The organism is Brevibacterium sp. JSBI002, assembly GCF_026013965.1.
Lineage (GTDB): Bacteria > Actinomycetota > Actinomycetes > Actinomycetales > Brevibacteriaceae > Brevibacterium.
Genome location: NZ_CP110341.1, coordinates 1,185,121 through 1,199,021 on the forward strand (window position 1 = coordinate 1,185,121; position 13,901 = coordinate 1,199,021).

15 protein-coding genes and 1 tRNA gene are annotated in these 13,901 nt (G+C 65.1%); 8 read left to right on the plus strand and 8 right to left on the minus strand.

Features of this window, described 5'->3' with window-relative positions:
* Positions 1–20 precede the first annotated feature (20 nt).
* Complete coding sequence (locus LJ362_RS05315; protein WP_264801091.1) at positions 21–626, minus strand: NAD(P)-dependent oxidoreductase; 606 nt, start codon at positions 624–626, stop codon at positions 21–23.
* Between the two features lie 114 nt (positions 627–740).
* Here LJ362_RS05315 and LJ362_RS05320 point away from each other — a divergent pair, with 114 nt between their 5' ends.
* Positions 741–1,130 (plus strand): winged helix-turn-helix transcriptional regulator, encoded by a 390-nt coding sequence (locus LJ362_RS05320; protein ID WP_264801092.1) that lies wholly within the window; start codon positions 741–743, stop codon positions 1,128–1,130.
* Here the strand turns inward: LJ362_RS05320 and LJ362_RS05325 are convergent.
* Complete coding sequence (locus tag LJ362_RS05325; protein ID WP_264801093.1) at positions 1,118–1,597, minus strand: hypothetical protein; 480 nt, start codon at positions 1,595–1,597, stop codon at positions 1,118–1,120. The two genes, LJ362_RS05320 and LJ362_RS05325, sit on opposite strands and share 13 nt — an antisense overlap.
* 71 nt (positions 1,598–1,668) lie before the next feature.
* On the opposite strand from LJ362_RS05325, the gene bioB reads away from it, so the two are divergent.
* From bioB to bioD, 4 genes are read left to right on the plus strand one after another with little or no spacing between them, the layout of a single operon-like run.
* Positions 1,669–2,889: a biotin synthase BioB gene (gene bioB / locus LJ362_RS05330; protein ID WP_264801094.1), complete on the plus strand. Its 1,221-nt coding sequence runs from the start codon at positions 1,669–1,671 to the stop codon at positions 2,887–2,889.
* A 13-nt stretch (positions 2,890–2,902) separates the two neighbouring features.
* Positions 2,903–4,228: an adenosylmethionine--8-amino-7-oxononanoate transaminase gene (locus LJ362_RS05335; protein WP_264801095.1), complete on the plus strand. Its 1,326-nt coding sequence runs from the start codon at positions 2,903–2,905 to the stop codon at positions 4,226–4,228.
* On the plus strand, positions 4,225–5,358 hold the full coding sequence (locus LJ362_RS05340; RefSeq protein ID WP_264801096.1) for an 8-amino-7-oxononanoate synthase: 1,134 nt from the start codon (positions 4,225–4,227) through the stop codon (positions 5,356–5,358). Before LJ362_RS05335 ends, LJ362_RS05340 begins: the two co-directional genes overlap by 4 nt.
* Entirely contained in the window at positions 5,355–6,164 is an 810-nt protein-coding gene (gene bioD, locus LJ362_RS05345; protein WP_264801097.1) for an ATP-dependent dethiobiotin synthetase BioD, read from the plus strand. Before LJ362_RS05340 ends, bioD begins: the two co-directional genes overlap by 4 nt.
* A 68-nt stretch (positions 6,165–6,232) precedes the next feature.
* Here bioD and LJ362_RS05350 read toward each other — a convergent pair.
* Positions 6,233–6,309 (minus strand) — tRNA-Leu (locus LJ362_RS05350).
* Between the two features lie 90 nt (positions 6,310–6,399).
* Between LJ362_RS05350 and LJ362_RS05355 the strand changes: the two genes are divergently transcribed.
* Positions 6,400–7,686, plus strand: a complete 1,287-nt coding sequence (locus tag LJ362_RS05355) for an MFS transporter (RefSeq protein ID WP_264801098.1) — start codon at positions 6,400–6,402, stop codon at positions 7,684–7,686.
* Positions 7,687–7,753: 67 nt separating this feature from the next.
* A complete protein-coding gene (ppk2, locus tag LJ362_RS05360) occupies positions 7,754–8,656 on the plus strand; it encodes a polyphosphate kinase 2 (protein WP_264801099.1) in 903 nt (300 codons plus the stop codon).
* A 233-nt stretch (positions 8,657–8,889) separates the two neighbouring features.
* Here ppk2 and LJ362_RS05365 read toward each other — a convergent pair whose 3' ends face one another.
* The 5 genes from LJ362_RS05365 to LJ362_RS05385 all read right to left on the minus strand — a co-directional run bounded on the left by LJ362_RS05365 (position 8,890) and on the right by LJ362_RS05385 (position 12,398).
* Positions 8,890–10,080 carry a TIGR01906 family membrane protein gene (locus tag LJ362_RS05365; RefSeq protein WP_264801100.1) on the minus strand — a complete coding sequence of 397 codons (1,191 nt, stop codon included), beginning with the start codon at positions 10,078–10,080 and terminating at the stop codon, positions 8,890–8,892.
* 70 nt (positions 10,081–10,150) lie between these two features.
* Positions 10,151–11,077 carry an AEC family transporter gene (locus LJ362_RS05370; RefSeq protein ID WP_264801101.1) on the minus strand — a complete coding sequence of 309 codons (927 nt, stop codon included), beginning with the start codon at positions 11,075–11,077 and terminating at the stop codon, positions 10,151–10,153.
* 117 nt (positions 11,078–11,194) lie between these two features.
* The gene (locus tag LJ362_RS05375; protein WP_264801102.1) at positions 11,195–11,518 is read right to left on the minus strand and encodes a hypothetical protein; all 324 of its coding nucleotides are present in this window, start codon (positions 11,516–11,518) and stop codon (positions 11,195–11,197) included.
* Between the two features lie 140 nt (positions 11,519–11,658).
* The gene (locus LJ362_RS05380) at positions 11,659–12,006 is read right to left on the minus strand and encodes a DUF202 domain-containing protein (protein WP_264801103.1); all 348 of its coding nucleotides are present in this window, start codon (positions 12,004–12,006) and stop codon (positions 11,659–11,661) included.
* Positions 12,006–12,398, minus strand: coding sequence for a YidH family protein (locus LJ362_RS05385; protein WP_264801104.1), 393 nt, complete (start codon positions 12,396–12,398; stop codon positions 12,006–12,008). Before LJ362_RS05385 ends, LJ362_RS05380 begins: the two co-directional genes overlap by 1 nt.
* Before the next feature lie 176 nt (positions 12,399–12,574).
* Here LJ362_RS05385 and LJ362_RS05390 point away from each other — a divergent pair, with 176 nt between their 5' ends.
* Positions 12,575–13,897, plus strand: coding sequence for an Nramp family divalent metal transporter (locus LJ362_RS05390; protein ID WP_264801105.1), 1,323 nt, complete (start codon positions 12,575–12,577; stop codon positions 13,895–13,897).
* Positions 13,898–13,901 lie beyond the last annotated feature (4 nt).

The window sequence follows — 13,901 nt, forward strand, 5'->3', positions numbered from 1 at the left end:
GTCATCGACCGTCAGTCCGGTCAGTTCGCGACGGTGAACCGGACGTCGATGTGCTTCGGTTCAACGATCTCGTCGACCATGGCGACTGCGAAGTCCTCGGCCGAGATTGCGTCACCGGCCGGGACCTCCAGCTCGGTCTTGTACGAACCCGTGCGCTCCCCGGGGGCGATCTCCGGTGCGGGGGAGATGAGCGTCCAGGGCGACCAGTTGCCTGTCCGCAGCAGCTCGAGCGCTCGGGTGCCGGTCTCTGATTCGGCCTTGTAGATCGCGGGGAAGCCCTCGGTGTCCTTGAGCATGGTGTCGCCGACCCACAGGGAACCGGCGCCGCCGACGACGAAGATGCGGGTGTTGCCGCTGTTCTCGGCCAAGGTCTTCAGGGCGTCGAGCCACTCCTGGTGGTCCCCGCCGGTGCGGCTGGGACCGGTGGTGGAGACGATGATGTCGTGTTCGGCGGCGATGCGGGCGTCGAACTCGGCATCGGCCATATCGCCCTTGATGCTGCGGGCGGCACCGGGCACGTCGCTGCCCGAGCGGGTGATGCCGGTGATGTCGAGGCCGCGGCCGGCCGCCTCGGCGGTGACGCGTGAGCCGATCATTCCGGATGCTCCGAAGAGTGCGATCTTCATGGTGTGTCCCTTTCTGCCGCGGCGTCGGGTTCGCGGCGCCGGGGTGATTTCTTCTGTGATGACATCACGACACTATCGTTTGGAAAGTGAGTACCTCAAAGATACTATTGGGATATGAAAGTCAGAGATTCTCGGGAAGGCGATGCCTTCGATCCGGAGTGCCCCACCCGAGTCATCCTCGATCGGGTCGGAGACAAGTGGACGGTGCTCATCATCGAGATCCTCGATGACAGCCCGAAGCGCTTCGGCGAGATCCGACAGGCGATCGGGGGCATCACCCCGAAGGTGCTCACCTCGACGCTGCGATCACTCGTCGCCGACGGCTTGGTGACCAGGCAGTCGTTTGGGGAGGTGCCCCCGCGGGTGGAGTACTCGCTCACCGATCTCGGTCGCTCGCTGCAGGCTCCCGTGACCGCGCTGCGGAGGTGGGCCGAGCGCAATGTTGCCGAGTTGATCGAAAATCGTGATCGCCAGGCCGAGATCGATGATGCTCAGGCGCGCTGATCGGTCCTGCGGGTGAGTTCGCCGAGGACGGTGATGAGCTCTCTCAGGCGGCCCGCGGCGCGGTAGGTGCGCGGTGAGCCCGAGTAGACCCAGTTTTTCGTGATGATCGAGGCGCTGCCGTTGTTCGTCGCCACCTTGAACTCTCCGACAGTGAGCGTCGCGAGATGATCCTCGACGAGGCGGCGCCGCAGCTCCGGTCCCATCTGCTCCCAATGATCGGCGGCCTCGAAATCAATCTCCGACCAGTCGGCTCCCGACTCACGGTAGGCGAGAGGACGGTAGGGGGCATCGATGCATGCGTTCAGTGACGTCGCCTCAGTGTCGATGTCAGGGCCGGAGTTGGAGTCGTCGGCAGCGCTGTCGACGGCGAAGAGTACGGCGGGCCCGGCCGCCTCGGCGAGGTTCGGATCATCGGTGCCGTCGACGAACCGGGGATGATCGCCGGCGGTGAGAAGTACGAAGGTCATGACACCATTCTGCCTGTTCGGGCGAAGAGTGTGATTTGTCACTGCATTGAACAGTGTTCAATAATGACAACATGGATAGCTATCAAACACTCGCCGAGCGCGTGCTCGCCGGCGATCCGGCCACCGTCTCCGATGCCCGCACGATCCTGTCGTCCTCCGACGAGGACCTCCTCGACCTTGTCACCGCTGCCTCCCGGCTGCGCCGCGAACATTTCGGCAATCGCGTCAAGGTCAACTACCTCGTCAACCTCAAATCCGGACTCTGCCCGGAGGACTGCGGATACTGCTCGCAGCGATTGGGCTCAGAAGCCGATATTCTCAAGTACTCATGGCTGCCGAAGGATGAGGCGAAACGGCAGGCGGAATTCGGTCTGGCAGGGGGAGCCTCGCGGGTCTGCCTCGTCGCGTCCGGACGCGGTCCTTCGAACCGGGACGTCGAGCGCGTCTCGGGGATGGTCGAGGAGATCAAGACATCCAGTCCCGACGTCGAGGTCTGCGCCTGCCTCGGGTTCCTCAAGGACGGTCAGGCACAGCGACTCAAGGACGCCGGTGTCGACGCGTACAACCACAACCTCAACACTGCCGAATCTCTCTACCCCGATATCTGCACGACTCATACGTTCGCCGACCGTGTCGACACCGTGGACAAGGCGCGTGGTGCAGGGCTCTCCCCGTGCTCGGGGCTGATCGTCGGAATGGGGGAGACGGACGAGCAGATCATCGAGGCGATCGAATCGCTCAAGGCCGTTGACTCCGATTCGATCCCGGTCAACTTCCTCATTCCCTTCGACGGCACACCGCTCGAAGGAACCTGGACTCTGACCCCGCAGCATTGCCTGCGGATTCTCTGCGCCGTGCGATTCCTGTGCCCGGACCGCGAGCTGCGCATCGCCGGAGGTCGGGAGATGCACCTGCGTACGCTGCAGCCGCTGTCGCTGCATGTGGCCAATTCGCTCTTCCTCGGCGACTATCTGACCTCGGAGGGGCAGGCCGCCGAGGAAGACCTCGACATGATCGTCGACGGAGGCTTCGAGATCGTCGGAACAGAGAGTGCCGAACGACTGCGTGATGAGCTCAAGGCTCACCGGGCAGCCCATCAGGCCGCCTTCGCCGAGGTGGCGCCCGGTGACATGAAGAGCGACGGAACGTCCGCTGAGGCAGCAAAGACCGCGAGCACCCTGCCGTGCGGCAAACCTCTGCCGACGGCTGGTCAAGAAGCCGACGACTCCGGAGTGATGATTCCGACGATCCGGCGCCGCGGCGCGGGCACAGAGCTCTCGCCCAATGTCTGAGGCGGGACTACGGATGCCGACGAGCACGCTCGAGCGCGATTCCGGCCTGCTGTGGCACCCCTACGGTCCGCTCGACGCCGGCGCGCACTTCTCGGTCACCGGCGCAGATGGGCCCTATGTGGAGATGCGCGATGCTTCGGGATCGACGCATCGACTGCTCGACGGGATGAGCTCGTGGTGGTCGGTCGTCCACGGATACCAGCATCCGGTCATGGATGCGGCACTGACCACCCAGATCGGATCGTTCTCGCACGTCATGTTCGGCGGTCTCACCCATGAACCGGCCGTCGAACTAGCCGAGCGGCTCGTCGCAGTCACACCGGACGGACTCGACCATGTCTTCCTCGCAGACTCGGGTTCGGTCTCGGTCGAAGTCGCGCTCAAGCTCGCAATCCAATACCAGCTGGCCCGCGGCCGCGACCGCAGGCGCTTCCTTGCCCTCGAAGGTGCCTACCACGGTGACACCACCGGGGCGATGAGCGTGTGCGACCCAGTTGGGGGAATGCACAACGATTTCGCCGGGCTGCTCGCAACCCAGCTGTTCCTGCCTCGTCCGCCGTTGCCGGAGGCGTCCGCTGCCGAGGTGCACGAATGGTTGGTCAAGGCTGAAAACCTCGTCGATGCGCACGGGGCAGAGATCGCCGGCATCATCGTCGAACCCCTCTTCCAAGGTGCCGGAGGTATGCGCCCGTATCACCCCGCCGCCCTGCAGTCACTGCGGCGGTTGGCCACCGAGATCGATGCCGTACTCATCGCCGACGAGATCGCCACCGGCTTCGGACGCACGGGCTCTGACTTCGCCTGTCGGGCCGCGGGGATCACCCCGGACGTCATGTGCCTGGGCAAGGCTCTGACCGGCGGCTATCTCACATTGGCGGCGCTGCTGTGCAGTGGAACGGTTGCCGACGTCATCACCACTTCGTCCCACCGGGCGCTCATGCACGGGCCCACGTTCATGGCGAATCCCCTGGCGTGTGCTGCGGCAAATGCGTCGGTCGGCCTCCTCATAGATGACGAGACGAGCGGCTGGGAGCCGGCCATCGGACGGATCTCTCAGGCCCTCGAAACGGGCCTCGCTCCTGCCAGGCGACTGGATCATGTCATCGAGGCGCGGGTGACCGGTGGCATCGGCGTCGTCGAACTCGACCGCCCGGTCGACGTGGCGCTGACCACGCGCATAGCCTCCGAACACGGGGTGTGGCTGCGGCCGTTTCGGCAGCACATCTATACGATGCCGCCCTATATCTCGACTCCGGCGGTGGTGGACACCATCACGAAGGCGATTGTCGCGGCAGCCGCGGCACACGGGGATGGGTGCGAGTTCGAGGTTGCATCGTGAACGCCCTCTTCTCCCGCCTTTCCGCCGCCGCCGAGCGCCGAAGTACTGCCGGTCTTTATCGCAGTGACCTCGTGCTCGACGGACTCGACCTCGCCTCGAACGACTACCTCGGGCTCTCGGCGCATCCGCTGGTGCGTGCCGCAGCGATCGAGGAGATCGAACGCAGCAGCACCTCGGCCAGCGCATCGCGACTCGTCACCGGGACCACACACGCCCACCACCGATTGGAAGCTGCGCTGGCCGAACGGCTGCGGCACCCTGCGTGTGTGACCTTCTCCAGCGGCTATCTGGCTAACATCGCCGCCGTCACTGCTCTGGCCGGTCCTGATACTCTCATCATCTCCGACGCCCACAACCATGCGTCACTCATCGATGCCTGCCGTCTGGCAAAAGCTCCGACGAGCATCGTCGCGCACAACGACCTGGACGCCGTTGAAGCCGCCTTGGCTGGTCGTCAGCAGTCCGAGGCGCTTGTCGTCGTCGAATCGGTGTACTCCGTATTCGGTGACACCGCGGACCTGCCCCGACTTCTTGACCTCTGCGCTCGTTACGACGCTCTGCTGCTCGTCGACGAAGCCCACGGGATCGGTGTGACCGGCACCGAGGAATTCGTCGGAATGGGGGCGGCCGCCGCGGTGAGCGAATTCCGCGACCGCCTCGTGGTCACCGCCACGCTGTCGAAGGCGCTCGGCTCCCAGGGAGGGGCTGTGCTGGGAGCCGGCCTCGTCCGAGATGCTGTGGTCAACACGGCTCGTACCTTCATCTTCGACACCGGTCTTTCCCCTGCCATGGCGGCCGCAGCGCGTGCGGCTCTCGACCTCGTTACCGCTGAGCGGGTGGCGTCGATGAAGGCGGCCCGCGCACAACTGGCAGCCGTACTTGATGTGCCGGTCCCGGCCGGTGCCGTGCTGTCCGTTCCCATGCCGAGTCCGGAATCAGGCGTCCGGGCGCGCGAACTGCTGTGCGAGGAGGGCATCCTCGTCGGCTGTTTCCGCCCACCTTCGGTGCCCGACGGCATCACGCGTCTGCGGCTGACAGCTCGTGCCGGGCTCAGCCCTGGGGAGCTGGCCTATGCCTGTGAGCGCATTCGGGCGATCACCGAAATCTGCGCTGCGGAGTCGGCGGCATGATCCCGCGCGTTCTGCTCGTCACGGGAACGGACACCGGCGTCGGCAAGACCATCGCCACCGCGGCGTTGGCCGCGGCACTGAATGCGGCTGGACGTCGAGTGATCATGTGCAAGCCGATCCAGACGGGGCATATCAGGGCCGACGATCCTGAACGTGAGCAGCTCGAGTCCGATTACAGCGACGTCGTCACAGAATCCGACGCGGAGGCAGTGGCCCGGCTGACCGGCATCCATGCGTTCACGAACACCACCCTCCGCCTGCCGATGGCTCCGGTTCCCGCCGCCAAAGCCGAATGGGACGGGTTCAAGTCGGTCGATGATGAGTCAGTTGGCGCCGTACCATCCGGTCCGGACTCCTCAGGGGCCGACAGAGTCTCGAATCTGCCGAGCGCAGCCGAGCACGTGGACTTCATACGTAGGGCACTCGCACGAACCGATGCAGACCACGTCCTCATCGAGGGGTCCGGGGGAGTCCTCGTCGATTTCGGAGAGCATACCGTCGCAGACATCGCAGCCGGACTGTCGGAAGGAGAGAACTCGGTCGGTGCCGCTATCGTCGTCCGCTCCCGCCTAGGGACCCTCAACCACACTGCTCTCACCGCTGAAGCCCTCGAGAGACGGCGGGTTTCGACCACCGGCATCATCATCGGTTCGTGGCCCGAAAAGGCGTCTCCGGTTGACCGTGACAATTGGGCTGCACTGTCGGCGATGGCACCTGTCCTCGGAGCGATTCCCGCCGGAGTCGGAGACAGGTTCGATCGGAACGAGTTCACTGCCCGGGCACCTGGGTGGCTGCGCCTGTCCTGATCGCAGAGGCGGTGAAGGAATCAGCCTGGTCCTCGCTGCGAAACGTCTCAGGTCAGCTCAAATATCTATGGTCCCCCCACTGGGATTCGAACCCAGACTGAATCGATTTTAAGTCGACTGCCTCTGCCGATTGGGCTATAGGGGGAATGCTCAGAACACACTTTATCGGCAAAGCCCGGCCACCGCGATCTGAGACATCCCGCGGACGATCCCGGCACACGGCTAACCTGGAACGATGACGACGAACGGACCCACCAGGCAGGCCTGGGTGATCCTCGTCGTCGGCGTCCTCACGCAGATGGCGGCGACCATCGCGATCGCCGGACCCGCCTTCCTCATCCCATACATGCACTCCGACCTCGGGTTCACACTCACCCAGGCCGGCACCGTCGCTGCCGCACCGAGCTTCGGACTCATCCTCACCCTCATCGCCTGGGGCGCATTCGCCGACCGTTTCGGCGAACGTCTGGCGATGACCTTGGGAATCGGGCTGACGACCGTTTTCTCGGCCGCCGCGGTCCTCGTCGTCGACTCGCCGATCTGGATGGTCATCGTCATCGCCGCCTCCGGTGCCGCAGCCGCCTCGGTGAACTCGGCGTCCGGCCGCGTCGTCATGGGCTGGTTCCCCCGCCACCGTCGAGGACTGGCCATGGGCATCCGCCAGATGTCCCAACCCCTGGGCACGAGCGTGGCCGCCGTGACCATCCCGGGGATCGCCGCGGCCGGCGGATTCCCCGCCTACCTCTGGTTCGTCGCCGCCGTTACCGGCGGCCTCGCCCTCGTCTGCTTCGCCCTCATCCGCAACCCACCGGACCCGACCCCCGCCCGCGCTGAGGTGGCCGACCCCGGCCGCGACACCGAACCGGAGACAGAACGCCACGGACAGGACGAACCGGGCACCGCCTCGGCGGGGGAGGGGAAGCCCAGCGCCGCCTCGGCGATCAATCCCTACCGCAGCGATTCCTTCCTGTGGCGCATCCACGCGGTCTCCGCGCTCCTCGTCGTCCCGCAGTTCGCGTTCTCCACCTACGGACTCGTCTGGCTCATCGTCGTCCAGGGGATCGGCGCGGGCGCCGCCGGAGCGATCGTCGCGATCGCGCAGATCGTCGGCGCGGTCGGTCGCATGGTCGTCGGCGGACTCTCCGACCGCACGGAATCACGCGTGGGCCTCATGCGCACCGTCTCCGTCGCAGCCGTGATCGTCGTCGTGGCCATCGCCATCCTGTCGCTGACGGAGCTGCCCGCCGTCGCCGCGGTCGTCTTCATCCTCGCCTCAGCCGTCTCCGTGGCCGACAACGGACTGGCCTTCGCCTCGGTCGCCGAAGCCGCCGGACCGCGCTGGTCTGGCAAAGCGCTGGGAGCTCAGAACACGGGACAGTTCGTCATGTCGGCCCTGCTCGGCCCCGGATTCGGTGCCCTGGTGACGGCATTCGGCTATCCGCTGTCCTTCGGACTCATCGCCCTCGCCCCATTATTGAGCGTCGGAATCATCCCGCGACGCGACGTCGATCGCATAACCTGATATTCATCTCGGCACATTATCGTGCACGAGGCACACCTCGGTGTCGACAGCGAAAGGGAAGGATCTCGTGAACAGTCTGTTCCAAGAGAATCTGCGGGAGTACATCGACAAACTCCGCCTCGAAGGGTACACCGTCGAGGACAGTCAGACCACGGATCCGCACCTCATCGACCCCATGGGCCGGGCCGTCGAAACCTGGCGGGAAGGGTACCCGTACGACGAACAGATGGACCGCGAAGAGTACGAACTCGAGAAGTACAGACTGCAGGTCGAACTGCTGAAATTCCAGTACTGGGGTCAGGACACGGGCGCCAAACACGTCATCGTCTTCGAAGGTCGTGACGCCGCCGGCAAGGGCGGAACGATCAAACGCTTCACCGAACACCTCAACCCGCGCGCCGCCCGCGTCGTCGCACTCAACAAACCCTCCGACCGCGAAGCCGGACAGTGGTACTTCCAGCGCTATATCTCCCACCTGCCCACGAGCGGGGAGATCGTCATGTTCGACCGCTCCTGGTACAACCGGGGCAACGTCGAGAGAGTCATGGGATTCTGCACCGACGAAGAATACGAGACCTTCATGGAACAGGCTCCCGTGTTCGAGAAGATGCTCATCGACTCCGGAGTCCACGTCACGAAGTTCTGGTTCTCCGTGACCCAGAGAGAACAGCGGACCCGGTTTGCGATCCGTCAGATCGACCCGGTGCGGCGGTGGAAGCTCTCACCGATGGATCTCGAGTCCCTCGATCGCTGGGACGACTACACGGAGGCGAAGGAAGAGACGTTCCGCCGCACGGACACCGACCACGCTCCGTGGATCACGATCAAGAGCAATGACAAGAAACGCGCCCGGCTCAATGCGATGCGCTACTTCCTCAACCAGTTCGACTATGAGGACAAAGACCCCTCGGTCGTCTACGAAGCCGACCCGCTTCTGGTCCGCCGCGGCCGCGACGCCGTCGACGACTAGTCAGCAGTCGTCCACCGTCACCGAGGCGGGGATCGGTGGTCTTCCACCGTCGCCGAGACACGGAGACAGGGGGATCGCTGGTCCGGACCGCGGATGATTTCGGACAGAAATTCGGCCGGGTGGAAGGGGAAAGACCACCCGGCCGGAACCGTGGAGCGGGACTCGAACCCGCTGTGCAATGACGTGCTGCTCTGCCGCCGGAGGCCGATGCTCCGGACTGCGGCGAAACCGAATCAGATCTCTGCTTCGGCGTCCTTCCGTGCCTTGCGCAGCGCCCGGCGCTTCTTATGACCGGTGAAGCTGAGCAGGAAGAGGATGATCGCCAGGAGCACGAACAGTCCGCCGCCGGCGATACCCGCATCGACCCAGAATTGAGGCGGGAAGAGGCGGATGAGCGAATCATCGGCGTAGAACTCCCAGGTCCCATCGGCGAAGAACACCTTGTGGAACCCGCGGAAGAAGCTGTCCCAGCCGAGGACGGCGACGACGGCGACAGCGGCCATGAAGATGATGCTGAAGATCGACCCCAGACGCACGCCTGCATGGATGCCCGATCCGTTCTTGCGGCACATGTAGATGCCGAACAGCACGGATCCGATGATGCCGACAAGGGCCACGAGGTAGAGCAGCGAGATCAGACCCTTGACGTCAGCCATATGGCTGAGCTCGTCGGAGATGAAGATCGGCTCCCCGTTGGGCATGACGATATCGGCGAGGTAGCGCCGGGAATCGAAGTTGTGCAGGTAGTCGATGACATAGGTCCCGTAGTGCTCACGGTCGGCGGCACTGAAGCCGAACTGATCGGCCGGGAAGCCGGGCCGGAAGTACTCGAATTTGAGGAAGATCCCCGAGGCGACGAAACGCACCGCCAGAGCCGACAGGACGAAGGGGGTGGCGAGCATGATCCAGATCGTGCCGATGACATCGAGCACGGACCGACGTCGTTCGGGCACCGCGGGATCACGGGCATCGGTCGACGTCGCCGCCTTCGACACCGCAGCCCAATCGGCTTCGCTCATCACCGCGGTGCGCGCATTCTGCGGCACCTCGCGTGTGGCACCGGTATCGGTCGAGGATGATGCCCCGGCTGTCGATGCAGCGGTGGCCGAACCCGTGCCGGCGGACTTCTGCGTGGCGGTGTGTTCGGCGGTGCGCGTGCTCGCGGTCGCAGGCTGAGAGGCCGGATTCGTCGAATGGGCGGGAGTCACCCTCACCGGGCCCGTCGAGGGCTTCGCGTCCGCGGAATGCCTGGGGGCATCCTCGGCGATGGGATCCGTGATCGGATCGAACGCCTCGGTGTCGGTCGAGGGATCATTGGCCGCCTCCAGAGGGGCCTGCGACTGCTTATCGGCAGCACTGGCAGACCCTGAACTCATCCGCCTGCTCAGGAGGTCTTCGGTCTCGTTCTTCTCGTCTCTGGACACATCCCCATTGTCAGTGACCACGGGGTCCAAGCCCGGGAGGACACGCCACGGCGGCGGATTTCGCCGGTCGCTAGCCGAGGAGGGCGGCGATGATGACGAGAGCCGGAACGGACAGAACCGTGGTGATGAAGACGGCGTCGCGCATGAGCGCCTCGGATTGTCGGTACTGCATCGAGTAGATGTAGACGTTCTGCGCTGTCGGCAGGGCGGAGGTGACGACGATGGCGAAGAGGTCGATCCCGTCGTAGCCGAGCAGAGGGCCGCCGATGGCCCAGGCGATGACCGGCTGAGCGATGAGTTTGGCGCCGGTGATGTAGCTCAGCTGTGCGCGGCTGCCCTTGACGGGGATTCCCCACCCGTCCTTGAGTGAGATGCCGAACGCCAACAGGGCACCCGGGACCGCGGTCGCGCCGATCATGTCGATGGGTTCGAAGACGAAGCGCGGCAGCTCGAAGCCCGTCGCCGAGGCGCCCACTCCGGCTGCGGCGCCGAGGACGATGGGGTTCTTGAGCACTTGGAGGACTGCGGAGTACCAGTGCGAATCATGCTGCTTCTTGCCCGCTCCGTCGAGCACGGCCATGCCGATGGGAGCGAGGACGAGCAGCTGGAAGAGCAGAACCGGGGCGACATAGCCGATGTCGCGGAGGACATAGGCGGCGATCGGGATGCCGAGGTTGCCGATGTTGACGTAGCTGGTCGCCCACGCGGAGAACATCGCCTCACCGGTGCTGCGCCGCCTGATCCACTTGGTGAGGACGAAGAGGGCGGCACCGACGATGAGTGCGGAACCGCCGGTGGCGAAGAGCGCGGTGTTGAAGATCAGCCCGAGGTCGGTCTCGGCGACCGTGACGTAGAGCAGAGTCGGGGTGCCGGCGTAGAAGACGAGCTTCGCGATGACCTGCTGGCCGTGGGGTCCGAGAACGCCGGAGCGGCCGAGGACGAACCCGACCAGAATGACTCCGGCGATGACGGCGAAACCTTCGAATACGGCCAGCATGGGCTGCTCGGGCCCTCGCTTCCTGCGACTGGGAGTGCTGCGGTCGGTCTGGTGCGGCTGGTGTCAGTCCCGAAGGGCGGATAGCAGTTCGGGACGGTTGGGGTCAGAGCCGGCGGGTCAGGGTCCGTCCGCCTCGGCGATATCGGAGACGACATAGGAGGCTGCGGCACTGACCGCGCTGACGGCGAACACGGCCGGCCATGCGCCGATCTTCTTCGCCAAGGGATGGGAGGCGCCGAACCCGCCGAGGTAGGCCAAGCCCAGTCCGGTGGCGGCCGGCCAGCCCTTCTTCACATACCAGGAGCGGGCTGCATAGGCGCCCGCTGCGGCGAGGACGACTCCGCCGAGGGGGCGGATCCCGGTCTCGCGGGCGGTGAGGAAGCCGCCGATGAGGCCGACGGCGACGAGTGGGGCGGTGGAGACTTCGCGTGCATCCTTCATACGCACCAGTTTAGGCGTGCAGGTCAGCGGACCGGACGGCGGTCTCATAACCCGGCATCTGCTGCGGGTGTGCGGGGTGTCGGTCGGGAGCAGGTGGGAAGCCGCCCAGGAGGTCTGGGAGGTTGAGCGGGTGAAGTGACTCAGAGCAGGCTGATCTTGATGACCGAGGCGATGCTCAGCACGGCAATGAGGCACACCGAGGTGGTGAGGAAGATGACGGCCCACGGCGACGGCCTGCCGCGTTCGGCCCGAATCGAGACCGAACCCAGCCGGTAGCGCCTGACCTGCATGGCGATGGCGACGATGGCCATGCCCATGCACACGACGAAGAGCGCCACCGACCAGCCTTGGAAGACGTTGATGAAGCGCATGAAGATGAGGCTGACGACCGTCATCGTCAGACTCGTGCGCAGCCAGGATTGGACGGTACGTTCCGGCTGCAGAGCCGGATCGTCATGCGGCTGCGGTCGCGGTGAGCGGGTCGGCATCACAGCAGGCCGGCGAACACCAGGACGAGGAGACCGGCACCCAGCGCCGAGGCGAGGCTGACGATGGGGATGATGAGCGGCAGCGGCAGCGAGGTCTTGCGACGCATCGCCGATTCGATGCGATGCCAGCGGACGGCGGCACCGGCGGCGAGGATGAAGCCGATGACCATGAGCACGATCGACAGGGTCGCCCGCAGACCGGAGCCGAAGATCTCCGAGGTGAAGGCCTCGACGGCGATTCCGCCGCCGATGAACGCCAGCGCGGTGCGGATCCAGGACAGGAAGGTCCGCTCGTTGGCCAGGGTGAAGCGAGGATCGGGGTCGACTCCGTCGGGGAAGACCCGTCGGGCGATGCGACTGCGGGAGTCCTGCGATGAATTGTTCTCACTCACCCTTCGAGGATAACCGTAGAGGGCGTGGGACTGGTGACATGCAATCACCGTTGTCACCTATCATGACTGTGGACATGCTGAGACCGCTGCGCCGCCGATATGCGGGAGAACCCGATGGAGGATCCCCGACCACACGGTGAGTCTGTGCGCGGCCGACGATGAAAGCGAATATCTCCATGAGTGAGCAGTCGAACGGTTCCGGCCCCGGCGACGCGGGCGACACAGAGACCGTTTCCGGAATCGAAGAGGCCTCCGGCCCGGCCAAATGGAAGGTCATCGGTCCCGGCCTCGTCGTCGCGGCCACCGGCGTCGGCGCCGCGGATATGGTGGCGACCCTGGTGGCCGGCAGCCAGTTCGGCTACGGACTGCTGTGGGCGGTGATCGTCGGCGTCATCCTCAAGATCGTCCTCGTCGAAGGAGCCGGCAGGTTCAGCCTGGCGACCGGAAAGACGATCTTCGAGGGGTGGCGATCGCTCGGCCGCTGGACCACGTGGTACTTCGGACCGTACATCATCATCTGGGGCTTCGTCTACGGAGCCACGGCGATGAGCTCGGCGGCGCTGCCGCTGGCCGCGCTCTTCCCCGGCCTCAACCTCACGGTGTGGTCGGTGCTCATGGGCCTGGCCGGCTTCGCCATGGTGTGGTTCGGCCGCTACGCCGTGTTCGAGAAGATCACCGCCGTCCTCGTCGGGATCATGTTCATCACCGTCGTGGGGCTGGCGATCATCGCCGCCCCGAACATTCCCGATATGCTCACCGGACTGATCCCGATCATCCCCGAGGGCGGAGTGATCTACACGCTCGCGCTCGCCGGAGGCGTCGGCGGCACCATCACACTGGCCGCCTACGGCTACTGGCTGCGTGAGAAGGGCTGGCACACTCCGAAGTGGATGCGGGTGATGCGCATCGACAACTCGATGGCGTACGTGATGACCGGCATCTTCGTCATCGCTATGCTCGTCGTCGGTGCCGAGGTCGTCCGGGCCGCGGGTGTCTCGATCTCTGCCGAGGACAAGGGACTGCTCGACCTCGCAGACGTCCTCAAAGCCCGCTACGGCGAGGTCGTGGGCATCGGCTTCCTGGTCGGATTCTGGGCCGCTTCCTTCTCCTCCATCATCGGAGTATGGAACGGAGTGTCCCTGATGTTCGCTGACTTCTGGGGGCATATGCGCAAGAAGCCGGGCGGACACCCCGACACCCTGACCGGCGGCAAGTACTTCAAGTTCTATGTGCTGTGGCTGACGTTCCCGCCGATGCTGCTGTTCATCCTCGGCAAACCGATCGGTCTCATCCTCGCCTACGGCGTCCTCGGGTCGCTGTTCATGCCGTTCCTCGCCATCACCCTGCTCGGCCTCCTCAACGGCAAGAAGATTCCGAAGGAATGGGCGAACAAGCTGCACACGAACATCGCTCTGGCGATCACAGCACTGCTGTTCATCATCCTCGGCGTCCAGCAGCTCTACTCGGCGCTCGCCCCACTCTGGGGCGGCGGGGAGTAACCCG